We start from the raw sequence: 25,556 nt of genomic DNA on the forward strand, positions 1-25,556 counted from the left end.
TTGATAGCACCTGTCAGGTGAATAACATCCCCATACACCCTATCCATAGCATCAGGCTTTCTTTTCCCTCCAAGGCAGGTAAGCTGCGGGACAAAATGCGTCAAGCAGGAGAAGGGACGATGACAGAGCAACATTTCGCCGGGACGATCGGCATTCTGGGGGCGGGGTGGCTGGGGCTGCCGCTGGCGCGGGCCCTGCTGGCGGCAGGCAAGTCGGTGGCGGTCACGGTTAGCAGCGCCGAGAAGGCGGCTCGTCTGCAGGGGGAGGGGATCGCTGCCTATCCGCTGACGATTTCTGCCCATATGTCGGATGCGTGGCCCATCCCCTGCGAGAGTCTGGTGATCTGCGTACCGCCCAGCAAGACCGATGACTATCCGCAGGCGGTGGCAAAGGCCTGCGCGTTGGCCAAAGCGAATGGCACCCGGCGGGTACTGTTTGTCAGCGCTACCTCGGTGTGGGGCGCGGGGCAGCAGGAGGGGGAAGAACCCCAACCCCGCCATGCCCGTGGCGAGCGGATGCTGGCAGCGGAGCAGGCGGTGCTGGCGGCAGGTATCGAGACGGTGATGATAGTGCGCCCCTCCGGCCTTTATGGCCCGGATCGCCACCCCGGCCGTTTCCTGGCGGGCAAGACTCTCGATGGCGGCGCCCAGTCGGTCAATCTGGTCCATCTGGACGATGTGGTGGCGGCCTGCATCTTGCTGCTGGCGCGGGGCAAGGAGGGGGATGTCTTCAACCTGAGCGCGCCGGTGCATCCGCGCCGCGAGCAGTTCTACCCCTTTGCCGCTCGCCAGCAGGGGCTGCCTGTTCCGGTCTTTATCGAGCCTGCCGGTGAATTTCAGCCCATCGATGGTCAGTTGATTTGCCAGCAGATGGGATTCAACTATCGCTGGCCCGATCCGGCCCACTGGTTTGCCGAGCTCGCCGCCTCGGGCAATTGAGGTTTGCCAAGGGGGTGATCGCCCCCTATCATGCCGCCATCCATGAGAGAGAGGCGGTAATGATGGTAGATACAAAACGTCACCCCGATGGGGAGTTGTTGCTGAGAACCCTGGCAATGCCAGCCGATACCAACCCCAATGGCGACATCTTTGGTGGCTGGATCATGTCCCAGATGGATATAGGTGGGGGCATTATGGCCAAGGAGCTGGCAAAAGGACGTATTTGTACCGTATCCGTCGAAGGCATGACCTTTCACAGTCCGGTCAAGGTGGGCGATGTGGTCTGCTGCTACGGCCGCTGCATGAAGATCGGCCGCAGCTCCATGAAGCTCAAGCTGGAGGTGTGGGTCAAGCCGGTACTGCGGGAAAACGACGCCCAGCGTTACTGCGTGACCGAGGGGGTCTTTACCTATGTTGCCATCGACGAACAGGGTAAATCCCGCCCGGTGCCGGTGAGCGTCTGATCAAATAAGCCGGGCATTGATGATGGATATTTCCTGCTCAAGCCCGGTTTTTTGCCGTATCATGCGTTCCAGCATCTCTTCCGAGCCCACATATTGCAGGGTGTCAAACAGACAGAGATCGCATTGAGGGTCCCGTCTGATGTGGTAGATGGTGGCCAGCTCCACTTGATGACAGTTTCCTTGTTGATCATAAAACGTCACGTTGTACCGAAGTTCTTTCGCCATAAAAGAGTGTCCTTCTGGTTGGGTGGAACAGGGACTATCAGCTTAGTCGGCGTGGATGACGTTTGTGATGGTCGCAACAAAAAGCAAAGGCGGGCGGTTGTTAGCCAATGAAAAATAGTTATCGCATTCTTGGCACCTCCCTGCTGACCTTGGGGTTGGTAGGTTGTTTTGAGGTGCCGGATCAGAACCATCTGGTCACTGCTCAAGGGATTGTGCCGGGACTCGACTGCCAGCGTCCGCCTCTGGTAGCGTTGGCGACCACGGCGCTGCCCCGTGAATTCGGGGTGACGGTGTGGAATCTCTACAAGGGCCAGCGCAAGAACTGGCGTGAAGGGATGGACAGTTATGCCAAGGGGCAGGATCTGGTGCTGCTGCAAGAGTCGGCCACCCGTCCCGATATGCTCGACTGGCTGCGCGCCGGTGATTTCCAGTGGCAACAGCTGCAAGCCTTCACCCAGGGCGGCGTGTCGTTCGGGGTGATGACGGTGGCCAAGACCCCGCAGGCGTTCGTCTGTGGCGTGCGCTCTCCCGAGCCCTTGCTGCGCATCCCCAAATCCGGGCTGGTGAGCCTCTATCCGCTGCAGGGTGATCCTGATGGCTTGATGGTCATCAATATCCATGCGGTCAATTTCGAGCTGGGGATGGCCACCTTCCGCGAGCAGCTCAACGATCTGACTGCGCTGGTGCGCCGCCATCAGGGGCCGGTTATTCTGGCCGGTGATTTCAATACCTGGAGTGACAAGCGCCAGTTCTGGTTAAGCAAATTGGCGGACGAACTGGGTCTGCAGGAGGCCGTGCCGGTGCCTGACTTGCGCCGTACCGCCTTCGGTCGCCCGCTGGATCACCTCTACTACCGCAATCTGGATCTGGTCGAGGTGAGTTCACCGGCCACCGACTCGTCCGATCACAACCCCATCATTGCCCGCTTTGCCGCCCAGTCTGTGACTCCCTGACAAGGGATGGTGCGTGTTGCCCATTAAAAAATCCGGCGCCTGATGGCGCCGGATTTTTTATACGCTGCTGGCGGTCAACCCGCTCGGCATGGCCGCAGGAATTACTGGTAGAGACCCAGATTCGCTTTGGCGTAGGCTTCGAAATCGGTGCAGCCACCGATGTGCTGCTCGTCCAGGAAGATCTGCGGCACGGTATTGACCGGCTTGCCGGCGCTCTTGGCCAGATCGTCCTTGGTGATGCCTTCGGCATGAATGTCGACATAGCGGAATTTGAAGTCATCGCGCTGTTCGGTCAGCTGCTCGGCGATCTGTACGGCACGGACACAGTAGGGGCAACCCGGGCGACCAAAAATCACTGCAAACATATTTTCTCTCCGTTCTTTAAGCCGTTATGTAAGGCCGTTGATATGAGGCAGGCAACAGCATAGCCCTGCCGCGTGGCGACTTGAAGCCGAAATTATCGATACCGTGATTCGAGTGGGCCTATTGGCTCAGCTCTCATCGGCGATCTGGATAGGCTGCTGCTGATAGATGCTCTCCAGCACCCCCTTCTCGAATACGGTCCAGGGCCAGGGGGCCTTGCTGGCACGGTAGCGCTCATGGGTAGTCGGGTCTTGCGACAGACCACGCTGGAACATCACGAACGCCTTGCGCTGGCCGCTCGCGGTATCGATAAAGCCGGCCAGATTGGAGGTACCGGTGATGGTCCCCGTCTTGGCGTGGACCTTGTTCTTCATCATCGGGGCGGTGACGCTGCGGCGCCACGCCAGGGTGCCATCCACCTGAGAGCTTGGCAGCAGCTTGATCAGGCCAAGCTCGGCATCGTTTTTCTGGATAAAGTTCAGCACCGACAGCATCTGACGGGCGCTGATGAGATTGTGAGCGGAGAGGCCGGAGCCGTCGGCCAGGGTGGCGTTGCCCAGATCGATTCCGTTCTTGGTCAGGATGGCGCGCACCGCCATGGTGCCGCTGCGATAGCTGCCCGGCTTGTTGTAGTAGTGGCGCCCCACGGTTTTGAGGAAGGTGTCGGCGTAGAGGTTGTCCGATTTCTTCAGCATCTTGGCCAGCATCACCGGCAGGGAGACCGAGTAGTGGGTGCCGAGGGTCTCGGCACCGATCGGTGCCTTGTGGGTAACCCGCAGCAGGCCATCATGCTTGATACCGGCACGGTTCATCGCCCAGCGGATGTTGTCCCAACCCCAGGCTTCCACATCGTGAATGGCGAAACGCAGACCCTGCGGCTCCTTGTTCGGGTTGATGCAGCCCTTGAGCTCGTAGAAGTTGCCCTTGGCCATGTCCACTTCCAGCGCGCAGAACTGGCGCGCCATGTCGCCGTAGCTCATCACCTCGACGTTGTCGGCACCGATGCCGATGGCGACGCCGGTGGCCACATTGCCGACCGCCGGTTTGCCAATCTGGGTGGCAGTGATGGTGCCGTAGGCGCAGTTTTTGTCGATGATGACCGAGGCGACAGGGGCGGCGAAGCAGAGGGTCTGATCCCCCCACGACCAGCCGTTGCCGAGCTCGTAGCCGTTGTAGGCGCCGGTGTTGACGTAGACATTGCCCTTGATGCTGCTGACGCCGAGCTGTTTGAACAGGGCCAGCAGATCCATGCGGGAGAGGGTGGGGTCGCCGACGAAGTTGATCCAGATATCGCCGTTGATGGTGTCACCCTGTTTGGCGCCGGGCTGTGCCTGAATGTCGGTGGCGAAGCGGAAGTCGGCACCCAGCTCGAGGCGGGCTGCCAGCGCAGTGAGCACCTTCATAGTGGAGGCGGGAGCGATCATCTGATCGGCATGGCGGGCGAACTCAACGCCGTTATTACCCTGCACCATGATGGCGTACTGGCCACCCTGAGGGGGCGTCAGCGGGGCGGCGTGAGCCGCCAGAGAAGAAAAAAGAGCACAAAAACCAATCAACAGCCGCTGCATAACATCCTCTAACGTGACGAAGGGCCCGGCAGTGGTGCTGGCCCTGATGATTCAACCAGCCGATGGGGGATCGACGGGGTAACGCAATTCATGCCATGTATGCCGGTCGCCATCATGCCATCGCGTTGGCGGTACGATAGCGACCCTCATAATCAAAAATCTTCTCTTTTATCTGCCAGAAGCGACCCGATTTGCGGGCGATGACAAAATCCGGATGACGGAACTGGCTTTGCGCCGCCAGCACGCTCGCCAGGGTGGCAAATTCGGGCTCCAGCCCCGGGGCGGGCCAATGATGACGCACAAAGTGCTGTTGAAACAAGCGCCGCGCGCCCGGGGAGTGAAAACCGAAGTATTCGCTGAGGGTCAGCCCATCCTCATCGTGGTAGGTCACCTCCAGCCGCTCCCCCTGTTTGCCGCGCCCGGCTGTGAGGGTCAGCCCCGCGCAGCGAATGACCATGCAATCCTTGAGATTGAGCGCCTCCTTGAGCTTGTCGTCAGGGTCTACCAGCAGCTGATCGCAGTGCTGGCAGCGGCGGGCGGCAATGTCGTTCTGTGCGCCGCAACCGGGGCAGATCTTGGCGCGAAAGCGGTAGTCGCACTCCTCGCGGTGGCCCTCGTCATCTTCAAACAGCCCCTGACAGCGGCGGCCGTAGTGCTCGATCACCTTGCCATCCTCGTCGGTCTTGCCCCAGAAGGTGTTGGCAAAGCCGCAGGCGGGGCAGGGTATCTGCACCGGCTCGGTGCCCGCGTGGGGGCGAGGCTCCCCCACCTCGGGGGCGAACAGGTTGAAGTTGTTACCCGCGTAATCGAGCACCAGACAATCGCTCTTGCCCGGTGAGAGGCGCAGGCCCCGCCCGACTATCTGCTGATAGAGCGACACCGACTCGGTGGGGCGCAACATCACGATGAGATCGACATGGGGGGCATCGAAGCCGGTGGTCAGTACCGCCACGTTGACCAGAAAGGTGATCTCGCGGGCCTTGAAGGCATTGATAAGGGCATCGCGCTCCGGGCCCGGGGTTTCCCCGGTGATCAGCGCCGCACTCCGGGATTGGGCCAGCAGCAGTCCCTGAATTTCGCGGGCGTGCTCGACGGTGGCGGCGAAGATCATCACCCCCTGCCGGTCGGCAGCATACTCCAGCACTTGGCTGAGGATATGGGGGGTGACCCGCTGCTGGCGTTTGAGCTCGCCATTGAGATCCGCCTCGCTGAACAGGCCATTCTTCCGCGCTACCAGCTTGCTGAAGTCGTAGTGGACGATGGGGGCATCCACCATGCGTGGCGGCGTCAGGTAGCCGTTTTTGACCATATAGCGCAGGGGCAGTTCGAACACGCAGTCGCCAAACAGCCGCTCGCCGTGGCTCTTGACCATGCCGTGGTAGTGGCGCCGGTAGATCCAGCCCAGCCCGAGCCGATAGGGGGTGGCGGTGAGACCGAGGATCTTGAGGGCGGGATTGGCGGCCTTGAGATGCTCGATCACCTGATGGTACTGGCTGTCGTCATCGAGCGAGACCCGATGGCACTCGTCGATGATCAGCAGCGAGAAGGCGCCGTCGAAGGCCTCCAGATTGCGGGCGACCGACTGCACCGAGCCGAACACCACCTGGGCGCTCGCCTCCTTGCGATCCAGACCGGCGGCGAAGATGTCGGCCTTGAGCCCCCACGCCTCGTACTTGGCGTGGTTCTGCTCCACCAGCTCCTTGACGTGGGCCAGCACCAGCACCCGACCGCGCGCCTTGCGGGCCAGTTCGGCGATCACCAGACTCTTGCCGGCCCCGGTGGGCAGCACCACCACGGCGGGATCCGGGTGTTGGCGAAAGTGGCTGATCACGGCGTTGACGGCGTCGGTCTGATAGGGTCTGAGAACGAACATGAGGGTGTGGTGTTTGGGTATGGTGCGGCGCAGGGTGGCGCCATTATAGGGGGCTTGCCGCCACAAAAACAGCGGGCCGGCATGGTGCCGGCCCGCTGGGAGGGATGGTGCTGATTAATGGAACGGGAAGATGTAGTTCATCCAGCTTGCCATGCGCAGCAGCACTTTGCGCATCACAGATACATGGTGGAAGTAGTGGGTATAGATGGCAGCCTGCCCGCTGGAGCCTGCAATTACCTGATACTTGGCCCACTCGGGGTCGGTGATGGAGATAACCACCGGCAGACGACCCGGGCGCACCGCCGTGGTCTGATCCAGCAGACCGGCGTTGGCCTGCACGTTACCGGCGGCAATGGCCGGAACCACGGCTGTCACCTTGCCTTTGAAGATCTTGCCGGGTACGCCATCGATCACCACTTCGGCCTCATCGCCCACCGCCAGTCGTTGCATGCTGTTCTGCCAGAACCAGCCGACGTAGGCGGTGTCATCCTTGTGGATGAAGGTCATCACCGGACGATACATGAAGGGGGTGGCGATCATGCCGGGGCGCAGGGCCAATTGCACCACATGACCATCGCTCGGGGCATAGACCACGGTTTGTGACTGCTGGTACTTGGCTTCCATCAGCTGGGCTTGCAGATCATTCAGGGTGGCTTTCTGCTGGTCAATCTGGGCCACGATGTCATCCACGTTGGCCTGGGTGACGTCGAGGTCACGCTGCTTGCCCACGCCACGGCGCATCAGGTCGCTGGCGCGATCTCTGTCCAGCCTGGCGGAGCGCAGTCTCGCCTCGATGGACTTGAGGTGCTCGCGGTTGGATTCGACCCGTGCGGTGAGGCTATCCACTTTCAGGCGGAACGGCTCATCGTCGATGCGAAACAGCACATCCCCTTTCTTCACCGGTTGGTTGGCCTCTACCGGCACCTCGAGCACCCGGCCCTTGACCAGCGGTACTATGGGGGTGGAGACGTAGTAGTTGCGGGCCATCTCGGAGTAGGGGTGGTTGTAGTTCATCAGCATGATCAGGGTGCCGATGATGACAACGCCGCCCAGTGCTGCGGTGGGAACAGTCCACTTGTTGAGGGGGATACGGAAGATTTTGAATATGGCGACACACAGTGCCGTATAGGTCAGGATCAGTAGCAGGTCCATGGTTTATCCCTGTTTATCACACTGTTCGATGGTGTTGATGCGACTCTTCAGGTCGTCCAGCTCCTGTTTCAGGGCGGCTAGATCGTCTTCATCTTTTTGCTGTCGCTGGCTAAAGCCCCAACCGCGATCCGGGCGGTAAAGGGTTGCCCAGATCCAGAGGAAGGGCCACAGCACATGCAAGGTAAACAGACTGACCCAACCTGCCACGTGAATGGCGTCTTGATGTGGGTGATTCCGGTGTTTGGCTATTTCGTAGGGAATATCGTGGATCACGATAATCCCGTAAAAAATGACCAGCCCGACAAAAACGAGCAGGCCAAGAGCAAAATAATCAAGGGCCATTTAAAACCTCCACTGGCGTAATGCGCAGCTTAATCATTGGTTTCAACAAGAGTTAAAGCAATTAAGAATCACATATTTATCGTTACTTCGCACGGAATCTTAAGGCCTTTCGCTGCAGGGCAAGATTATGAACTTTTTTTGTGCAGCACAAGGTCAAATTTGAACTTGGCAGGGTTAAGACACATGGCACTTAACATGCTTAAAGCTGAGCCGACCAAAATTAGTGTGCCAATGAAGCAGAAGCGTTGCATGATGAAAACCGGCTTCTTGAGCAAGTCTTGGTTGCTGGATTTAAGCCAATGGCTAAATCCTAACCATTCATGCGGACGACCTGCCTTTCGCTATATTGAAGCTGAAGCCGTTCCATCGTTGCGCTATTAGCATGTTTATCATTAAAAGAGGCGCCATAAGGCGCCTCTTGATGCTGTTTTTATACGGAATTTTTTGCCGTATTACCCTTCATTGATACTGCTGACCAAGGGTTGGCGGAACTTCATCAGGAAGGCCACGGTAATGGCCGCCGAGGCAGTCAGACCGATAATGGTGGAGACCCCCATATCCAGCCCGAACCCGATGGGCGCGTTGGCCAGATAGGTGAACACCACGGCAGTCATGAACATGGCCGGCAGGGTGCAGACCCAGTGCAGCTTGCCCTCTTTGATGAGGTAGGCGGCGGCGGCCCACAGCATGATGACGGCGGTGGTCTGGTTGGCCCAGCCGAAGTAGCGCCAGATCACCCCGAATTCGGCCTTGGAGATGATAAACCCAAGGATGAACATGGGGATGGCGATCAGCAGACGCTTGACCAGTGGCTTCTGGGTCACTTGCAGGAAGTCCGCCACGATCAGGCGAGCACTGCGAAACGCGGTATCGCCGGAGGTAATGGGCAGGATCACCACGCCGAGAATGGCGAGGATGCCCCCCACGGTGCCGAGCAGGCTGGTGGAGACTTCATGTACCACAGCCGCCGGGCCGCCGCTGGCCAGGGTGGCGTTGAGCGCTTCGGTGCTGTCGTAGAAGGAGAGACCCAGGGTGCACCAGATAAGGGCGATAATCCCTTCACCGATCATGGCGCCGTAGAAAATGAAGCGGCCGGATTTTTCGTTCTGCATGCAGCGCGCCATCAGCGGTGACTGGGTGGCGTGGAAGCCGGACACTGCACCACAAGCGATGGTGATAAAGAGCAGCGGCCACAGGGGCAACTCGGTCGGGTGCAGGTTGGAAAAATCCATCCCGGTGTTGTAGAAGCCCTTGCCGGAGACGATGAGGCCGATGATGAGACCGACCGACATGAAGACCAGCAGTGCGCCGAAGATGGGGTAGAAGCGGCCGATGATCTTGTCGATGGGCACTATTGTCGCCAGGATGTAGTAGGCGAAGATGGCCATGATCCAGTAGACCAGATCGGTGGCGGTCAGGTTGGCCAGCAAACCCGCCGGGCTCAGCACGAACACCACGCCCACCAGCATCAGCAGTACCACGGCGAACAGGTTCATAAAGTGTTTTGCCGCGTTGCCCAGATGCTCACCGACCACGGTCGGAACCGAGGCGCCCTTGGCGCGCACCGACAGCATGCCGGAGAAGTAGTCGTGGACTGCGCCGGCGAAGATGCAGCCAAAGACGATCCAGAGCATGGCGACCGGGCCGTAGAGGGCACCCAGGATGGGGCCGAAGATGGGGCCGACGCCAGCGATGTTGAGCAGTTGGACCAGATAGACCTTCTTGTCCGACATGGGGACATAGTCAACCCCGTCCGCCATGGTAATGGCGGGGGTTTTCAGCTCAGGTTTCGGGCCGAATATCCGTTCGATGAACTTGCCATAGATGAAATAGCCGGCGACAAGCAAGCCGACGCAGAGGAAAAACCAGATCATTGTTACGCTCCTGCATTGTTATTTTTTAGTGTGCAGAGCGAGTCTAAAACGGTTGCTCCTGTCTGGCAGGTGAAACTACCCGAGCGGCGTTGTGGCGCGCCGAGCGGTCGGCGGTTGTGATCAGGCGCACACTCTTGGCTCAGTCCAGCCCCAGTTGATCTTTCAGTTCTTTGAGGTAACGGCGGCTGACCGGCACCCGGGCGCCGCTCGGGGTGACAATCTCCGCCAGCTGGTTATCCAGCAGCCGGATCTCGAAGATGGCGTTGGGGGAGACCAGATACTGGCGGTGGCAACGTAGCAGCAGGCTCTTCTCCTCCAGGGATTTGAGGGTGAGCTGGGTGTGGAACAGCTCGCCCTGACAAGCCACATGGACGCCACCGAGATCGGAGAAGGCATACTCCACCTGCGTGATGGGCAGCAGCCTGACCCGATTGTGCAGATGGCCCGGAATGTGTGTGATGGCGGGGGCCAGCCGCTCGATGGGCTGCGGCGAGATATCCTGCTTGAGGCGAGCGAGGGTCTTGGCCAGCCGGGCGGGTTCCACCGGCTTGAGCAGGTAGTCGAAGGCGTTCTCTTCGAAGGCCTGAATGGCGTACTCGTCAAAGGCGGTGACAAAGACAATGCGGGGCAGAGGGTCGAGCATGGCGACCAGCTCCATGCCGCTTAGCTTGGGCATCTGGATATCGAGGAACACCACATCGGGCTTGAGGCGCTGAATAAGCAGCAGCGCTTCGATGGCATTGGCCGCTTCCCCCACCATCTCGATGGTAGGATCGCAGGCCAGCAGCTGCTTCAGCTCTTCGCGGGCGTAGTGCTCGTCATCGACAATCAGGGTGCGGATCATGGCTGCTCCTTGGGGATGGTGAACGACACCCGGGTCCACTGTTCGGGCTCGCACGCAATGGTCACGCCGTAGCGCTCGCCAAAGGCGTTTTTAAGCAGCCGGTCGACGATGGTCATACCCAAACCGTCACCGGCAGGGCGCGCTTGCCAGGCACCGGCATTGTCCTCCACATGGATGGTGACGCAGGCGGGCTGCTCCTCGGTATAGAGGCGTATGCACCCCTGCTCAAGCATGGTCGAGATGCCGTGCTTGATGGCATTTTCGATCAGCGGCTGCAGGGTGAAGCTGGGCAGCCGCAGGTTGGCAAGGTGGCTGGGTATCTCGTTTATCACCGTCAGCCGATCGCCAAAGCGGGCCAGCTCGATCTCCAGATAGGATTGGCAGTGCTCCTGCTCCTCTTGCAGGGTGGCTAGGCCGCTCTGGCGCTTGAGATTTTTGCGAAAAAACAGCGACAGGTGCAGCAGCAGATCCCGCGCCTTGTCCGGATCGCGCCGGGTGATGGCACTGATGGTGTTGAGGGTGTTGAACAGGAAGTGGGGATTGATCTGGGCCTGGATCAGCTTGAGTTCGGACTGCACCAGCAGCCGCTGATGCTGCTCCAGCCGACCGGCCAGCAGCTGCTGTGATAGCAGGTTGGCAATGCCTTCTCCCAGGGTGTGGTTGATCTTGAGAAACAACCGCTTCTTCGGCTCGTAGAGCTTGATGGTGCCGATCACCCCCTTGTCTCCCTGCAGCGGGATCACCAGCACCGAGCCCAGCTGGCAAGTGGGGGAGAGGCTGCAGCGATAGGGCTGGCTGTTGCCGTCGGCAAACAGCACCTTGTTCTGGGCGATGGCCTGCATGGTGATGGCTGACGCGATGGGGGTGCCCGGCAGATGGTGATCTTCGCCGATGCCGATAAAGGCGAGGATCTGCTCGGTGTCCGTGATGGCGACCGCTCCCACGCCTGTCTCCTCCTGAATGATGCGGGCAATCTTGTTGCTCGCCTGTGGCGTAAAGCCCTGGCTCATGATCCCCACGGTGCGATTGGCGATGTTGAGCGCCTTGGCGGAGAAGACCCGGGAGAACTTCTCATACATCTGCTGCTGGTCGCGGATCATGCTGATAAAGAGCGCCGCGCCGCAGGAGTTGGCCAAAATCATCGGGGCGGCGATGGTGCGAACCAGTAGCAACGCCTTGTCGAAGGGGGCGGCCACCAGCAGGATGATCACCATCTGCATGATTTCGGCGTAGAGGGTGGTGAAGAAGGCGATGCGCGGTTCAAACAGGGCATCGGTGCGCCCCGAGCGCATCAGTCGCCAGTGCACAATGCCCCCGAGCAGCCCCTCGCAAGTGGTGGAGATGGCGCAGGCGAGATCGGTAAATCCCCCCAGCGTATAGCGGTGCAGGCCGCCGGTCAGCCCCACCAAAAAGCCCACCAGCGGTCCCCCCAATAATCCCCCCAAGACGGCACCGACCGCCCGGGTGTTGGCGATGGCATCGTCGATATCGAGGCCCACATAGGTGCCGAGGATACAAAAGCTGGAAAAGATGATGTATATCAGTACCTTGTGAGGAAGCCTCACAGAATAGTTGGCAAGCGGGCGCAGCAGCGGACTTTTCGAGAAGAGATAAGCAATCACCAGGCTGACGCTCATCTGCTGTAACAAAGAGAGAACCAACTGCATAAAAAACGCGCCTCATCAGCCAGCCTGCAAAACAACCAGCCCGTGCATAAGTGTGATCAGGATCTTGTTCTGTTGGCCCTGCGGGTCGCAACGGACTGTCAGTTTGCCAGAACAACTGGATAAAACCACATTAAATCAGCATGTTAAATTGATATTTGTGTAAGAGGCAGCAGATTGCTATTGATGGATAGAGCATGAATGTATCCGCCGGATACGCCACATGGAAGTGGCATGCTCCGCCCGGCCCCCTGGCTGGGCGTTTTTTATACACGTTCAGATGGCAACCGGCTGGTGGGGGTTCGAGCAATTATTCCGGTTTGTCCAATGAGTTATCCCCAGCTTCTGGGGATAACTCAGAATGCAAAGTAGTAGCAGAAACGGCGGGTCAGATTGAAGAATTGCCGCTGTCCCTCATCCAGATCTTCCTGTTTGATAGCGGAGCTGATGGTGCGTTCATCTTCCCGCAGATCGATCATGGCGACCGCTTCCGGACGCTGGGCCTTGATATAGGGCAGGATCTTTGGTTTGAGGGGCATGGTGGGCTCGGTAGAGAGCACCAGCGCAATGCTCTCATCGGAGAGTTTGACCAGAGAGCCAGGCGGGTAGACCCCCAGCACCTTGACCAGCAAGTTGACCAGATTCTGGTCGAACTTCTTCTGGGATAACTTGTAGAGCTGGCTGATGGCTTGACTCGGAGCCACCGGAGTGCCGCTGTTGCGGGGATGGAGCAGCTCGTCGTAGAAGTCGACCAGCCCGATCAACCGCGCCAGCGGCGGGATCTCGCCCCCCTTGATCCCCAGTGGGTAACCGCTGCCGTCGAGTCGTTCATGGTGCAGATGGGCGACCTGACGGATTTTCGGTTCAAAGGCATTGAGCTGGGTCAGCATCTCCAGCCCGTACTGGGGGTGCATATTGAGGAAGTTCAGCTCGGCTTTGCTGAGTTCCCCGCGCTTTTGGGTGATCTGGCTCGGAATTTTCAGTTCGCCGATGTCGTGGATAAGTCCTGCAAGTCCCGTCTCCTCCAGTTCGATGGGATTCATCCCCAATTCGCGCGCCATCAGCATGGCAATGAAAGCCACGTTAAGGCTGTGTTGCAGCAGGATATCGGTGTGGGCGCTGCGAATAAGGTGCAGCCCGAGAGGCCCTTCATGCTGACTGAGGGTGAAGGCGGCATTACGGACGATCTGGGCGGTGTTGGCCAGCCCCTCATCCGGTTTGAGGTTCAGAGCCCCCAACGCATCGCGCAGCTCGCTCATGGACTGGCCAAAAGCTTTATCGGCGGCGCGCATGGAGCGGCGAAAGGCTTTTTCGTCAAAACGCGGGGAGGCGGCATCCATCAGGGTTTCCAGTTCATCGAGATCGGGGCCGACATCGGGAATATCGCCACGCAGTAGTGGCTCGATAGGCAGATCGCTCTTGTCGGGGTCGACCATCAGCAGGGTGAGATCAAGATGACGGAGAATGTCGAGTTGCTGCTGATCCTTGATCTTGAAAGTATTGAACATAAACGGGTGGTTAGCCCATCCGGTGGGGAGATGGATATAGTGGCCTACCCGCAATTGTTCTATGGAGGCTTGGATCAGTGCCATCGGTTAACCTGCATTTCGTGAATGCCTACACAACAAGCTAGCAAAATCCGATGGATAGACAACTAAAAATCCATTTCGGGGGAGCGGGGCACCCCTTGCTGTGATGGGGCGCACGAGCGCTGTGCTTCTCCTTTTAATTCGCGCTTAAGATTTACTTCCTACGCTGGCCCCGTCGTTTTTGTTGGCTTGACCGGCCCTCTGCACTGTTGGCCTGTATGTAGGAGTTGTTTATGCGTGTAACCCTCGGTGTACTGCAGACCAATCTGTTACTGGTGCTCTTTTTCGCCCTGGTACTGAACTGGCCAATCTTTTTGCATTTCTATACGGCGCTCAGCGCCCTGACTCATGTCAAAGCCGGATTTGCCATCTCGATCCCGCTGGTGCTGGTTGCGGCGCTCAATGCCGTGTTTATTCCCTTCACGTTCCGGTTTGTGCTCAAGCCCTTTTTTACCGTGCTTATTCTGACTGGCTCCATCGTCAGCTACGCCATGCTCAAATACGGTGTCATCTTCGATGCAGGCATGATCCAGAACATAGTGGAGACCAACAGTGGTGAGGCGTGGGCCTATTTGAATGGCTCGGTTGCGCTCTGGTTTCTGCTGACCGGGCTGCTGCCTGTTCTGGTGCTCTGGTCACTGCGGATCCGCTATCCGGCTCGCTGGTATCAGGGGTTGGCGTTGCGGGCTGGTGCACTGGCTATCTCTCTGCTGTTTATCGGGGGAGTGGCGGCACTTTACTATCAGGATTACGCCTCGGTCGGGCGCAACAACAAATCGCTGGCCAAAGAGATTGTGCCTGCCAACTATGTGCTCGGCCTCTACAAATATGGGCGGGATGTGCTGTTTGCCACGCCGATCCCCTACCAGCACTTGGGGACCGATGCCAGGGTGGTGGCCCGGGGTAGCAAGCCGACCCTGATGTTCCTGGTGGTGGGGGAGACGGCCCGCAGCCAGAACTACTCCCTTAACGGGTATGGCAAGGCGACCAACAGCTTCACATCGAAAGAGGAGGGGGTGGTGTCGTTCAAGGATGTGCGCTCCTGCGGTACGGCCACCGCCGTGTCGGTGCCCTGCATGTTCTCCAACCTCACACGCCGTGGCTACGATGACCAGCTTGCCAGCTCCCGTGACGGCCTGCTTGATGTGCTGCAACATGCCGGAGTCTCGGTGTTGTGGAAAGAGAACGATGGCGGTTGCAAAGGGGTGTGCCGCCATGTGCCGACCATCGAGATCCTTCCCAAATCCTATCCGACGCTCTGTCAGGGAGAGTCCTGCTATGACGAGGTGTTGCTGGAGGGGCTGGATCAGCAGATTGCCGCCATGAAGGGCAACAAGCTGGTGGCTTTTCACCTGATGGGCAGCCATGGCCCGACCTATTTCCGTCGTTATCCTGCCAGCGAACGTGTCTTTATGCCGGACTGCCCGCGCAGCGACATCGAAAACTGCAGCAATGAAGAGCTGGTCAACACCTATGACAACACCATCCGCTACACCGACAAGGTGGTGGGGCTGCTGATAGACAAGCTCAAGTCGCTGGAGAGCCAGTACGATGTGGGACTGGTCTATCTCTCCGATCACGGCGAATCCCTTGGGGCCATGGGGCTCTATCTGCACGGCACGCCTTACAAGTTTGCGCCGGATGATCAGACCCGGGTGCCGCTGATGACCTGGTTCTCACCCCAGTTGCAGGCCGATCGCCAGCTGGATATGGGTTGCCTGGCGGCGGAGGCGAGCAGTCAGCGCTTCTCCCATGACAATCTGTTCCATTCCATGCTGGGGATCATGGATGTGCAGACCCGTGTTTACGACAACAAGCTGGATCTGTTCAAGCCATGTCGGGCGGGCTAAACCGCCAGCAAGCACACAATAGAAAACGGCAGCCAGTGGCTGCCGTTTTGTTATCTCGCAAGATCAGAGCCTCACTTCTGCTCCATGATGATCTGCAGCAGATCCCCTTCCAGCAGGGCGCGCTTGACCAGCGCAAAGCCGCCGATGGTGGGCTGGTTCTGGAAGCGGGCCTTCACGATGGGCAGGCCACGATGGAAGCTCGGCAGGGATTGATGCTCAACGCAGCGACGGATGGCCGGGAACAGGAGCTCGTCGGCGGCGGTGATTTCACCCGCGATCAGCACTTTTTGCGGGTTGAACAGGTTGACCATGATGGCCACCGCGCGTCCCAGATGCTCACCCACGTTTTCGATCACGCTGCGGGCCAGTTCGTCCCCCGCCAGTGCCGCCTTGCACACCTCCTGAATGGTGATGTGTTTCTCCTGCAGCACGCTCTGGTGACCGCGGCTGATGAGCTCCTTCACCTTGTCGATGATCGCTTCGTTGGAGGCGATGGTCTCGAGGCAGCCGAAGTTGCCGCAGTGACAGCGCTTGCCGAGCGGCTCGACCTGGATATGGCCGATCTCGCCGACGTTGCGGTTCTGGCCGAGAAACACCAGTCCCTTGGTGATGATCCCCGAGCCCGTCCCCTGGTGGACACTCACCAGAATGGAGTCCATGCAGTCGCGGGACTCGCCAAAGAAGTGCTCGGCTAAGGCCAGGGTGCGGGTGTCGTTGCCCAGATAGCAGGGCAGGTTGAAGTGGTTTTCCAGCAGCCTCGCCAGCCCCAGATTGCGGATCTGGTACTTGGGGGTGTAGATGACCATGCCGGATTCGGGATTGACCAGACCCGGCATGGTTAGCGCGATGCTGATGAGGTTGCGGCTGCGTTCGCTGTTGGCATCAATAAAAGCGCCTATCTCCCGCAGCAGCATGTCGACCACGGGTTGCTGGTCGATCTCGGTTACCTGGGTGATGTGTTGGTCGAGCTCCTTGCCATCGAGATCATAGAGACTCAGGTGCAGGTAGCCGCGGCCCAGCTTGGCAGAGACAAACTGAAAGCGTTGTTTGATGGTGGTCAACGAGATGGCCCGCCGTCCGCCGGTTGAGGCTTGCGGTGAGGTCTCCTTGATCAGGCCATGCTCGATCAGTTGCCGGGTGATCTTGGTCACGCTGGCCGGGGCCAGCTGACTCAACTCGGCAATTTTGACCCGGGAGATGGGGCCTTGCAGGTCAATGAGTCGATACACGACAGCACTGTTGACCTGCTTGATAAGATCTACGTTTGCTATTTGTCCGCCAGTCATGATGTCACTGTTGTGTGTAGTGTCCGTTAACCACGGTCCCGCGGACCGTGAAGTCCTGATTGAATACAGTGAGGTTGGCTACTTTACCCACCTGAATACTACCGAGAGATGAATCCCATCCAATGGCGCGAGCGGGGTAGAGGCTGGCCATTCTCAGGGCTTCATCGAGCGGTAATCCGACCTGCTTGACCAGATTTTCCACCCCCTCAATCATGGTGAGGGAGGAGCCGCCGAGTGTACCATTCTCGTCGATGCACTGACCATTGCGCAAAAAGACGGTGGTGCCACAAAAATCAAATTTCTCAAAGCCTTCCGGCGCCCCTGCCGCTGCGGTGGCATCGGTGACCAGCACCAGTCGCTCGCCGAGGATCTTGTGGGCCAGGCGCACGTTGGCCCAGTGCACATGGTGGCCATCGACGATGATGCCTGCATAGACATCCTTGCGATCATAAATGGCGCCCACCACGCCGGGCTCGCGGCCGTTCAGGGTCGGGGTCATGGCGTTATAAAGGTGGGTCGCAAAGCGGATCCCGTTATCGAACCCGTCCATCGCCTGATCGTAACTGGCGGCGGTGTGACCAGCCGAGACCAGAATGCCCGCTTCCACCAGACGGCGGATATGGGCCGGCTCATTGCGCTCCGGTGCCAGGGTGATCTTGGTGATGGCATCGGCGTTGGCGCAGAAGAAGTCGATCATCTCGTCCGCCGGCTGGCGAATTTGCGCGGCAGGGTGGATCCCCTTGCGCTGGAGGTTGGTGTAAGGCCCTTCCAGATGGACGCCGAGTACCTCATTGGGATTGGCCGCCATATAGTCGCGGGTGACCGCAACGGCCTGCTTCATGTCGGCATCCGGACTGGTGATCAGGGTCGGCAGGAAGCTGGTGGTACCGGATTTGAGGTTGGCTGCCTGCATGGTGGCCAGGGTCTCGACCGTGATGTCAGTGTTGAACATCACTCCGCCACAGCCGTTAAGCTGCACATCGATAAAACCGGCCGTCAGGTTGGCGCCCTTCAGGTCAATCTGTTCGATGCCCGCAGGCAGCTCGGCCAGTTGAGAGATGGCGACAATCTTGTCGCCCTCGATAAGCACCCCATAGCCGGTCAGCACGCAGCTGCCGGTGTAGAGGGTGCAGTTGGTCAATGCGTACATGCTCACTCCTTACAGACGGCCGATGTTAGCGGCTTCCAGCTGCTGGAAGTAGCGAACTGTTTTGACCTTGAGCTCCATGGTGGAGGGCTCGTCACATACCATCATGCCTTTCGGGTGCAGTTGCAGGGTGGAGATGGTCCACATGTGATTGACGCTGCCTTCCACGGCGGCTTGCAGGGCCAGCGCTTTGCCGTGGCCGGTCACCAGGATCATGATCTCTTCGGCATCCATCAGGGTGCCGACGCCCACGGTCAGGGCCAGCTTGGGCACCTGCTCCATGTCGCCGCCAAAGAAGCGGGAGTTGGCGATGCGGGTATCTTCGGTCAGGGTCTTGAGACGGGTGCGGGAGGCCAGGGAAGAGGCTGGCTCGTTGAACGCGATGTGGCCGTCATTGCCCACGCCGCCCATGAACAGTTGGATCTTGCCGTAGGACTTGATCTTGTCCTCGTAACGTTTGCATTCGGCCACCAGATCTTCGGCGTTGCCGTTGAGGATGTTGATGTTTTCCGGACGAATGTCGATGTGGTTGAAGAAGTTGTTGTACATGAAGCTGTGGTAGCTCTCCGGGTGATCTTCCGGCAGGCCGACGTACTCGTCCATGTTGAAGGTGACCACGTGCTCGAAGCTGACTTCACCGGCCTGGTGCAACTCGATCAGACGCTTGTAGGTATTGAGCGGAGTACCACCAGTGGGCAGGCCAAGAACGAAAGGGCGCTCGGCAGTCGGTTTGAACGCATTGATGCGGTCAACGATGTAACGGGCAGACCAAAGACCTACTTGGCTGGCAGATTTCAACGGGATCAGGCGCATGATGGATACCTCTGTGTCGGGTTGCGACCGGTTTGGCGGTGGCAATTGGCTAAGACGGATTCAAGTTGTTTTACAGCGTAAATAAAGATTGCGAACTAAGCCACATCTATCCACCAACTTTATCTTGTTTGGGTGATAAAGATCACGATTACTGGTTTATTAATTTGCGCAGCGAAATAAAAGTCCTAGACTGCCAATCAAGCCTTGATGGCTTATGCGTCAAACGTGATAAGCACTTAATTTCTAAAAAAACATTAACTAAGGAGAGGAACCGTGAACATTCTCGGTTATTTGCAAAAGATCGGCCGTGCCCTGATGGTGCCGGTAGCGGTATTGCCTGCCGCCGCGATCCTGATGGGAGTTGGCTACTGGATTGACCCGAATGGTTGGGGTGGTGACAGTGCGCTGGCTGCCTTCCTGATTAAAGCGGGCGCTGCCATTATCGATAACATGTCTGTACTGTTCGCAGTCGGTGTCGCTTACGGTATGTCCAAGGATAAAGACGGTTCCGCCGCGCTGGCAGGCCTGGTCGGCTTCCTGGTTGTCACCACCCTGCTGAGCCCGGGCGCTGTGGCCCAGATCAAGAGTATCCCGCTGGAAGAAGTGCCTGCCGCCTTCGGCAAGATCAGCAACCAGTTCGTGGGTATCCTGTGTGGTGTTATCGCCGCTGAGCTCTACAACCGCTTCAGCAGCGTCGAGCTGCACAAGGCGCTCTCCTTCTTCTCTGGCCGTCGTCTGGTACCGATCGTAACGTCTGTCGTGATGATCGTCGTATCCTTCATCCTGATGGCCGTATGGCCGGCAATCTACGGTGGTCTGGTTGGTTTCGGTGAGTCCATCGTGAACCTGGGCTCTAGCGGTGCCGGTATTTACGCCTTCTTCAACCGTCTGCTGATCCCGATCGGTCTGCACCACGCTCTGAACTCCGTGTTCTGGTTCAACGTGGCCGGTATCAACGACATCCCGAACTTCCTGGGTGGTCAGGCTACCATCGATGCCGCGCTGGCCGCTGGCAAGAGCCTGGAACAGGTGAAAGGCGTGGTCGGTATGTACCAGGCTGGCTTCTTCCCCATCATGATGTTTGGTCTGCCGGGTGCCGCTCTGGCCATCTACCACTCCGCCAAGAAAGAGAACAAAGAGAAAGTTGCTTCCATCATGATCGCAGCTGCCTTTGCCTCCTTCTTCACCGGTGTCACCGAGCCGCTCGAGTTCTCCTTCATGTTCGTGGCGCCGGTACTCTATGTCATCCATGCCGTGCTGACCGGTATCTCCGTGTTCATCGCTGCCTCCATGCAGTGGATGGCCGGTTTCGGTTTCAGTGCCGGCCTGGTGGATATGGTGCTCTCCAGCCGTAACCCGTTGGCGACCAACTGGTACATGCTGATTGCTCAGGGTCTGGTCTTCTTCGGCCTCTACTACACAGTGTTCCGCGTAGTGATTGCCAAGCTGAACCTGAAAACTCCGGGTCGTGAAGATGACGAAGACACCGCTCCGGCTGTGGCTCAATCTACCAACCGCACCGAGCTGGCCAAGCAATACCTGGAAGTGCTGGGTGGTCAACAGAACCTGGTCTCCATCGATGCCTGCATCACCCGTCTGCGTCTGACTCTGAAAGACCGCAGCATCGTCGATGAGCGCAAGCTGAAAGCCCTGGGCGCGGCCGGTGTGGTCAAGCTCGGCGAACAGAACCTGCAGGTGATTCTGGGCCCATTGGCCGAAATCATCGCCGGTGAGATGAAAGCGCTGCGTTAATCGAGCGACTCGCTCACCTCAAGTCTAAGTCCATTGTTGACATAACTAAGGGCCCCGCTCTGGGGCCCAATATAAAAAAGCCAAGAAAATCCAACCTTTACTTCAAATGAGAGCAGCAGTTATGAACTTGAAACATTCTCTGTTAGCCATTGCCATGTCTACTGTTTTTGCCGGTCCAGCACTGGCCGCCGATGCCGCCAAGCAGGCCGTAGTCGACTCCCTCGCCAACAACCTGGTGGTTAAGTATGAAGTGGTCACCAACGACGGTGCCGGTGCAGGCCTTGATTGCCAGGCACTGGGTTCAGAGTGGGCGAGCTGTGGCGTAGCCAAACTGCACCTGACCAATACCGGTGCGGATGTGACCTCCAAAGACTGGAGCATCTACGTCTCCTCCATCCGTCGCATCCAGCGGGTGGATAGCGACCAGTTCACCATCACCCCGGTGACTGGCGACCTCTATCGTTTGACGCCGACCGAGAAGTTCCAGGGCTTTGCCAAGGATGCCACTATCGAAGTACCGCTGGTGGTGGAGTACTGGGTACTGTTCGAGTCTGACATCATGCCGAACTGGTATGTCGCCAGCGAAGGTGCCGAGCCGAAAGTACTGGCCAGCATGAGCAACATCGATGATGCCAGCACCTACGAGAAGCCGATGCCGGCTGATGGCTGGAAGCGCACCAAGGATGACAACAACATCCTGATGAACAGCGAAACCCGTTTCGCCGCCAACCAGACCAGCACGCTGCTGCCTGCCGGCAAGATTGACAACCAGATCGTGCCGACCCCGATGAAGCAGGTGGTTCAGGCTGGCCCGCAGGTTGACTTCTCCACCATCAAGCTCAATGCGCTGGATCTGCCGACCGATCGCGCCGAGGCGCTGAAGGCACAACTGACCAAACTGGGTGTTACCCTCTCCGACACCGGCTACCCGGTTACCATCAAGCTCGGCAGCAAGCTCAAGCAAACTGAAGGTTATGACATGACCATCGGTCAGAAGGGCACCGTGATCCAGGGTCATGATATCGATGGCGCCTTCTGGGGTGCACAATCCCTGATCTCCCTGCTGGGTGTTGATGACAAGCTGGTGAGCCCGATGACTGTCGAGGATGCGCCGCGCTTTGAATACCGTGGCATGCAGACCGATGTGGCCCGTCACTTCCGCAGTCTGGATACCATGAAGAAGCTGGTTGACCAGATGTCTGCCATGAAGCTCAACGTGCTGCACCTTGGCCTGACCAACGATGAAGGCTGGCGTCTGGAGATCCCGGGTCTGCCAGAGCTGACCGACGTCGGTAGCCAGCGTTGCCACGACGAGTCCGAAACCAAGTGCCTGATGCCGCAACTGGGTTCCGGCCCGACCAGCGACAACCAGGGTTCCGGTTTCTACAGCAAGTCTGACTACGTGGATCTGGTGCGTTATGCCAAGGCGCGCGGTGTGACCGTTATCCCCGAGATCAACATGCCGGCACACGCTCGTGCGGCTGTTGTCTCCATGGAAGCGCGCTACAAGCGTTTGATGGCGGAAGGCAAAGAAGCGGAAGCTAACCAGTTCCGTCTGACTGATCCGGCTGACACCTCCAACGTCACCTCGGTCCAGTTCTACGACAAGACGTCCTTCATCAACCCTTGCCAGCCGGGTGCTGCCACCTTCGTGGCCAAGGTGATGGATGAAGTGGCCCAGATGCACCAGGCCGCCGGTCAACCGCTGACCGCATGGCACTACGGTGGTGACGAGGCGAAGAACATCATGCAGGGCGGTGGCTATCAGGATCCGGCCGTCACCAAGAAAGAAGATCTGGTCGCCTGGAAAGGTAATGTTGACTCCAGCAAGCAGGACAAGCCGTTTGGCAAGTCACCGATGTGCCAGAAGATGATCGATGATGGCAAGATCAAGGACGTGGCCGAGCTGCCGGTCTACTTCGCCAAGGAAGTGGGTCAGATGGTCAAGGGCCACGGCTTCTCTACCCTGCAGGCGTGGGAAGATGGCCTGAAGTACGCCAGTGGCGCCAAGGACTTCGCTACCGACAACACCCGTGTCAACTTCTGGGAAACCCTCTACTGGGGTGGCTTCAACGAAGCGATGAAGTGGGCGCACAAGGGTTACGAAGTCGTCCTTTCCAACCCGGATTACCTCTACTTCGACTTCCCGAACGAAGTACACCCTGCTGAGCGTGGTTACTACTGGGCCACCCGTTTCAACGACACTCGCAAGGTGTTCGCCTTCGCCCCGGAAAACCTGCCGCAGAACGCTGAGACCTCTGTTGACCGTGACGGCAATGCCTTCGTGGCCAAAGGTGACCAGGATCCGGTCAAGTTCAAGGGGATCTCCGGTCAGCAGTGGAGTGAAACCGTGCGCACCGACGCCCAGTACGAGTACATGGTCTACCCGCGTATCTTCTCCGTGGCCGAGCGTGCCTGGCACAAGGGTGGTTTCGAGCTGGATTACGTGAAGAACCGCGAGTTCTCCGGCGAGACCAAGTATGTCAACAAAGCCACCCTCAACAAGGAGTGGAACCAGTTTGCCAACGTACTGGGTCAGCGCGTGCTGCCGAAACTGGATCAGGCCGGTGTTGAATACCGCCTCTCCGTACCGGGTGCCAAAGTGGTGAACGGTGTGCTGGAAGCAAACGTGGATCTGCCGGGTCTGCCCATCCAGTACAGCCTGGATGGCTCCACCTGGACTGCCTATGACGCCGCGGCCAAGCCGAGCGTGACTGGCAAGGTCTACCTGCGCACCGTCAGCTTCGATGGCAAGCGTACCAGCCGTGTGACTGAGCTGAACTGATAGTACTCAATCCATAACGCAAGGTGGGTCGCAAGACCCGCCTTTCCCAAGGGCGATGCTCTATCGGATTTGGGAAAGGTTGACTGTGCGTGTGGGCCTTTGTTGTGTGTAATTGTCTGTTTTGTTTTTTATCGCTTTCAGCCCCGCCTTGTGCGGGGCTTTTTTATGCATCCGCAGTGGTTAGCCTGCTTTGAGCGGTTTTTTAGCACGCTAATGGCCCGGAAGTGCCAAATTCAGGTTGAGGCAGCGCCCGTAATGAGGGATCATACCCGGCTTGACGGCGGGGGGATGAGGGTGCCAGCCGGCACAACTTCCGCCAGTGACGCATTTTTGAGGTGAGCCATGAGTCAGGCGAACAGCCCAACTAACTTTATTCGTCAGATCATTGATGAAGATCTGGCCAGCGGTAAGCACAGCAGCGTGCATACCCGTTTCCCGCCCGAGCCGAACGGTTATCTCCATATCGGTCACGCCAAGTCCATCTGTCTCAACTTCGGCATCGCCCGCGACTATCAGGGCCAGTGCAACCTGCGTTTCGATGACACCAACCCGGTGAAGGAAGATATCGAGTATGTCGAGTCCATCAAGCAGGACGTACAGTGGCTTGGCTTCCAGTGGAATGGCGAGATCTGCTACTCCTCCGACTATTTCGACAAGCTGCACGGCTACGCCATTGAGCTGATTGAAAAGGGTCTGGCCTATGTGGATGAGCTGACCCCCGAGCAGATGCGCGAGTACCGCGGCACCCTGACTGAAGCGGGCAAGAACAGCCCGTTCCGCGATCGTAGCGTGGAAGAGAACCTGACGCTGTTTGCCAAGATGAAGAATGGCGAGTTCGCCGAAGGCACCGCCTGCCTGCGCGCCAAGATCGACATGGCGTCCCCCTTCATGGTGATGCGTGATCCGGTGATCTACCGCATCAAGTTTGCCCACCACCACCAGACCGGTGACAAGTGGTGCATCTACCCCATGTATGACTTCACCCACTGTATCTCGGACGCGCTGGAAGGGATCACCCACTCCATTTGTACTCTGGAGTTCCAGGACAACCGTCGTCTGTACGACTGGGTGCTGGACAACATCACCATCGACTGCCACCCCCGTCAGTACGAGTTCTCCCGTCTGAACCTCGAATACACCGTCATGTCCAAGCGCAAGCTGAACCTGCTGGTGACCGAGCAGCACGTGGATGGGTGGGACGATCCGCGCATGCTGACCGTCTCCGGTCTGCGTCGCCGCGGTTATACCCCGGCCTCCATCCGCGAGTTCTGCAAGCGCATCGGCGTCACCAAGCAGGACAACATCGTCGAGATGAGCATGCTGGAAGCCTGCATCCGCGAAGACCTCAACGAAAACGCGCCCCGTGCCATGGCCGTGCTGCATCCGGTGAAAGTGGTCATCGAGAATCTGGCTGCCGACGAAGTGCTGACTGCTCCGGCCCACCCGAGCAATGCCGAGATGGGTACCCGCGAGCTGAACTTCACTCGCGAGATCTTCATCGACGAAGCGGACTTCAAAGAAGAGGCGAACAAGCAGTTCAAGCGTCTGGTGCTGGGCAAGGAAGTGCGTCTGCGCAATGCCTACGTCATCAAGGCCGAGCGCATCGAGAAAGATGCCGATGGCAAGGTCACCTGCATCTACTGCTCCTACGATCCCGAGACCCTGGGCAAGGATCCGGCCGATGGCCGCAAGGTGAAAGGGGTGATCCACTGGGTCAGTGCCACTCACTCCCTGCCGGCGGAAGTGCGTCTCTACGATCGTCTGTTCAAGGTGCCGAACCCGGGCGCCGAAGAGGATTTCGAAGCGGCACTGAACCCGGACTCTCTGGTGATCATCGAGGGTGCCCGTGTCGAGGCCTCCCTGAAGAACGCCCAGCCGGAGCAGGCTTACCAGTTTGAGCGTGAAGGCTACTTCTGCGCCGACAACAAGCTCTCCTGCCCGGATCATCTGGTGTTCAACCGCACCGTGGCCCTGCGCGACTCCTGGGGCAAAGCCGAAGGCTAACTCAGTGGGGCAGGGGAGAACCTGCCCTGTGTGATGCCAGACGGTTTGCGCCGGACAATAAAAAAGCCAG

21 protein-coding genes are annotated in these 25,556 nt (G+C 58.6%); 8 read left to right on the plus strand and 13 right to left on the minus strand.

The window, feature by feature from the left end; genetic code table 11:
- Positions 1-119 precede the first annotated feature (119 nt).
- Both BN1125_RS01340 and yciA read left to right on the plus strand, forming a co-directional pair.
- On the plus strand, positions 120-938 hold the full coding sequence (locus BN1125_RS01340; protein WP_042010106.1) for an NAD-dependent epimerase/dehydratase family protein: 819 nt from the start codon (positions 120-122) through the stop codon (positions 936-938).
- A gap of 59 nt (positions 939-997) precedes the next feature.
- Positions 998-1,402 (plus strand): acyl-CoA thioester hydrolase YciA, encoded by a 405-nt coding sequence (gene yciA, locus BN1125_RS01345; protein WP_042010108.1) that lies wholly within the window; start codon positions 998-1,000, stop codon positions 1,400-1,402.
- Here yciA and BN1125_RS01350 read toward each other — a convergent pair whose 3' ends face one another.
- The gene (locus BN1125_RS01350; protein ID WP_042010109.1) at positions 1,403-1,627 is read right to left on the minus strand and encodes a hypothetical protein; all 225 of its coding nucleotides are present in this window, start codon (positions 1,625-1,627) and stop codon (positions 1,403-1,405) included.
- A gap of 107 nt (positions 1,628-1,734) precedes the next feature.
- On the opposite strand from BN1125_RS01350, the gene BN1125_RS01355 reads away from it, so the two are divergent.
- The gene (locus BN1125_RS01355) at positions 1,735-2,580 is read left to right on the plus strand and encodes an endonuclease/exonuclease/phosphatase family protein (RefSeq protein WP_042010111.1); all 846 of its coding nucleotides are present in this window, start codon (positions 1,735-1,737) and stop codon (positions 2,578-2,580) included.
- A gap of 101 nt (positions 2,581-2,681) precedes the next feature.
- Here the strand turns inward: BN1125_RS01355 and BN1125_RS01360 are convergent, their stop codons facing one another.
- The 5 genes from BN1125_RS01360 to BN1125_RS01380 form a co-directional block, all read right to left on the minus strand.
- Positions 2,682-2,945 (minus strand): GrxA family glutaredoxin, encoded by a 264-nt coding sequence (locus BN1125_RS01360; protein WP_042010112.1) that lies wholly within the window; start codon positions 2,943-2,945, stop codon positions 2,682-2,684.
- 126 nt (positions 2,946-3,071) lie between these two features.
- On the minus strand, positions 3,072-4,511 hold the full coding sequence (dacB, locus tag BN1125_RS01365) for a D-alanyl-D-alanine carboxypeptidase/D-alanyl-D-alanine endopeptidase (RefSeq protein ID WP_042010115.1): 1,440 nt from the start codon (positions 4,509-4,511) through the stop codon (positions 3,072-3,074).
- Between the two features lie 112 nt (positions 4,512-4,623).
- Complete coding sequence (radD, locus tag BN1125_RS01370) at positions 4,624-6,384, minus strand: DNA repair helicase RadD (protein WP_042010174.1); 1,761 nt, start codon at positions 6,382-6,384, stop codon at positions 4,624-4,626.
- Positions 6,385-6,498: 114 nt separating this feature from the next.
- A complete protein-coding gene (locus BN1125_RS01375; protein WP_042010117.1) occupies positions 6,499-7,536 on the minus strand; it encodes an HlyD family secretion protein in 1,038 nt (345 codons plus the stop codon).
- Positions 7,537-7,539: 3 nt separating this feature from the next.
- Positions 7,540-7,878, minus strand: a complete 339-nt coding sequence (locus tag BN1125_RS01380) for a DUF3302 domain-containing protein (protein WP_042010119.1) — start codon at positions 7,876-7,878, stop codon at positions 7,540-7,542.
- Positions 7,879-8,061: 183 nt separating this feature from the next.
- Here BN1125_RS01380 and BN1125_RS18805 point away from each other — a divergent pair, with 183 nt between their 5' ends.
- A complete protein-coding gene (locus BN1125_RS18805) occupies positions 8,062-8,259 on the plus strand; it encodes a hypothetical protein (protein WP_156993010.1) in 198 nt (65 codons plus the stop codon).
- A gap of 71 nt (positions 8,260-8,330) precedes the next feature.
- On the opposite strand, the gene BN1125_RS01385 is transcribed toward BN1125_RS18805, so the two are convergent.
- The 4 genes from BN1125_RS01385 to BN1125_RS01400 form a co-directional block, all read right to left on the minus strand.
- Positions 8,331-9,752 (minus strand): carbon starvation CstA family protein, encoded by a 1,422-nt coding sequence (locus tag BN1125_RS01385; protein WP_042010120.1) that lies wholly within the window; start codon positions 9,750-9,752, stop codon positions 8,331-8,333.
- A 139-nt stretch (positions 9,753-9,891) separates the two neighbouring features.
- A complete protein-coding gene (gene btsR, locus BN1125_RS01390) occupies positions 9,892-10,596 on the minus strand; it encodes a two-component system response regulator BtsR (protein ID WP_042010122.1) in 705 nt (234 codons plus the stop codon).
- Positions 10,593-12,263 carry a sensor histidine kinase gene (locus BN1125_RS01395; RefSeq protein ID WP_042010124.1) on the minus strand — a complete coding sequence of 557 codons (1,671 nt, stop codon included), beginning with the start codon at positions 12,261-12,263 and terminating at the stop codon, positions 10,593-10,595. The genes btsR and BN1125_RS01395 overlap by 4 nt, the downstream gene beginning before the upstream one ends.
- A 353-nt stretch (positions 12,264-12,616) precedes the next feature.
- On the minus strand, positions 12,617-13,852 hold the full coding sequence (locus tag BN1125_RS01400) for an HD-GYP domain-containing protein (protein ID WP_042010126.1): 1,236 nt from the start codon (positions 13,850-13,852) through the stop codon (positions 12,617-12,619).
- Between the two features lie 230 nt (positions 13,853-14,082).
- Here BN1125_RS01400 and BN1125_RS01405 point away from each other — a divergent pair, with 230 nt between their 5' ends.
- Entirely contained in the window at positions 14,083-15,699 is a 1,617-nt protein-coding gene (locus BN1125_RS01405) for a phosphoethanolamine transferase (protein ID WP_042010128.1), read from the plus strand.
- A gap of 71 nt (positions 15,700-15,770) precedes the next feature.
- On the opposite strand, the gene nagC is transcribed toward BN1125_RS01405, so the two are convergent.
- From nagC to nagB, 3 genes are read right to left on the minus strand one after another with little or no spacing between them, the layout of a single operon-like run.
- Positions 15,771-16,985, minus strand: coding sequence for a DNA-binding transcriptional regulator NagC (nagC, locus tag BN1125_RS01410; RefSeq protein WP_042010130.1), 1,215 nt, complete (start codon positions 16,983-16,985; stop codon positions 15,771-15,773).
- Between the two features lie 4 nt (positions 16,986-16,989).
- Entirely contained in the window at positions 16,990-18,135 is a 1,146-nt protein-coding gene (nagA, locus tag BN1125_RS01415) for an N-acetylglucosamine-6-phosphate deacetylase (RefSeq protein ID WP_042010132.1), read from the minus strand.
- Positions 18,136-18,144: 9 nt separating this feature from the next.
- Positions 18,145-18,945, minus strand: a complete 801-nt coding sequence (nagB, locus tag BN1125_RS01420) for a glucosamine-6-phosphate deaminase (RefSeq protein ID WP_042010133.1) — start codon at positions 18,943-18,945, stop codon at positions 18,145-18,147.
- Positions 18,946-19,218: 273 nt separating this feature from the next.
- On the opposite strand from nagB, the gene nagE reads away from it, so the two are divergent.
- The 3 genes from nagE to glnS all read left to right on the plus strand — a co-directional run bounded on the left by nagE (position 19,219) and on the right by glnS (position 25,486).
- Positions 19,219-20,697: an N-acetylglucosamine-specific PTS transporter subunit IIBC gene (gene nagE, locus BN1125_RS01425; RefSeq protein WP_042010135.1), complete on the plus strand. Its 1,479-nt coding sequence runs from the start codon at positions 19,219-19,221 to the stop codon at positions 20,695-20,697.
- A gap of 121 nt (positions 20,698-20,818) precedes the next feature.
- The gene (locus tag BN1125_RS01430; RefSeq protein ID WP_042010136.1) at positions 20,819-23,482 is read left to right on the plus strand and encodes a beta-N-acetylhexosaminidase; all 2,664 of its coding nucleotides are present in this window, start codon (positions 20,819-20,821) and stop codon (positions 23,480-23,482) included.
- Positions 23,483-23,824: 342 nt separating this feature from the next.
- Positions 23,825-25,486 carry a glutamine--tRNA ligase gene (glnS, locus tag BN1125_RS01435; RefSeq protein ID WP_042010138.1) on the plus strand — a complete coding sequence of 554 codons (1,662 nt, stop codon included), beginning with the start codon at positions 23,825-23,827 and terminating at the stop codon, positions 25,484-25,486.
- Positions 25,487-25,556 lie beyond the last annotated feature (70 nt).

This window comes from Aeromonas fluvialis (genome assembly GCF_000819885.1).
GTDB classification, from domain to species: Bacteria; Pseudomonadota; Gammaproteobacteria; order Enterobacterales; family Aeromonadaceae; genus Aeromonas; species Aeromonas fluvialis.

Coding starts and splice junctions, on each gene's coding strand:
- BN1125_RS18805 (WP_156993010.1), top strand. CDS start 8,062: ATGGCACTTAACATGCTTAAAGCTGAGCCGACCAAAATTAGTGTGCCA.
- BN1125_RS01380 (WP_042010119.1), bottom strand. CDS start 7,878: ATGGCCCTTGATTATTTTGCTCTTGGCCTGCTCGTTTTTGTCGGGCTG.
- yciA (WP_042010108.1), top strand. CDS start 998: ATGATGGTAGATACAAAACGTCACCCCGATGGGGAGTTGTTGCTGAGA.
- glnS (WP_042010138.1), top strand. CDS start 23,825: ATGAGTCAGGCGAACAGCCCAACTAACTTTATTCGTCAGATCATTGAT.
- nagC (WP_042010130.1), bottom strand. CDS start 16,985: ATGACTGGCGGACAAATAGCAAACGTAGATCTTATCAAGCAGGTCAAC.
- nagA (WP_042010132.1), bottom strand. CDS start 18,135: ATGTACGCATTGACCAACTGCACCCTCTACACCGGCAGCTGCGTGCTG.
- BN1125_RS01430 (WP_042010136.1), top strand. CDS start 20,819: ATGAACTTGAAACATTCTCTGTTAGCCATTGCCATGTCTACTGTTTTT.
- BN1125_RS01385 (WP_042010120.1), bottom strand. CDS start 9,752: ATGATCTGGTTTTTCCTCTGCGTCGGCTTGCTTGTCGCCGGCTATTTC.
- BN1125_RS01340 (WP_042010106.1), top strand. CDS start 120: ATGACAGAGCAACATTTCGCCGGGACGATCGGCATTCTGGGGGCGGGG.
- radD (WP_042010174.1), bottom strand. CDS start 6,384: ATGTTCGTTCTCAGACCCTATCAGACCGACGCCGTCAACGCCGTGATC.
- BN1125_RS01355 (WP_042010111.1), top strand. CDS start 1,735: ATGAAAAATAGTTATCGCATTCTTGGCACCTCCCTGCTGACCTTGGGG.
- BN1125_RS01400 (WP_042010126.1), bottom strand. CDS start 13,852: ATGGCACTGATCCAAGCCTCCATAGAACAATTGCGGGTAGGCCACTAT.
- BN1125_RS01395 (WP_042010124.1), bottom strand. CDS start 12,263: ATGCAGTTGGTTCTCTCTTTGTTACAGCAGATGAGCGTCAGCCTGGTG.
- btsR (WP_042010122.1), bottom strand. CDS start 10,596: ATGATCCGCACCCTGATTGTCGATGACGAGCACTACGCCCGCGAAGAG.
- BN1125_RS01360 (WP_042010112.1), bottom strand. CDS start 2,945: ATGTTTGCAGTGATTTTTGGTCGCCCGGGTTGCCCCTACTGTGTCCGT.
- dacB (WP_042010115.1), bottom strand. CDS start 4,511: ATGCAGCGGCTGTTGATTGGTTTTTGTGCTCTTTTTTCTTCTCTGGCG.
- BN1125_RS01375 (WP_042010117.1), bottom strand. CDS start 7,536: ATGGACCTGCTACTGATCCTGACCTATACGGCACTGTGTGTCGCCATA.
- BN1125_RS01405 (WP_042010128.1), top strand. CDS start 14,083: ATGCGTGTAACCCTCGGTGTACTGCAGACCAATCTGTTACTGGTGCTC.
- nagB (WP_042010133.1), bottom strand. CDS start 18,945: ATGCGCCTGATCCCGTTGAAATCTGCCAGCCAAGTAGGTCTTTGGTCT.
- BN1125_RS01350 (WP_042010109.1), bottom strand. CDS start 1,627: ATGGCGAAAGAACTTCGGTACAACGTGACGTTTTATGATCAACAAGGA.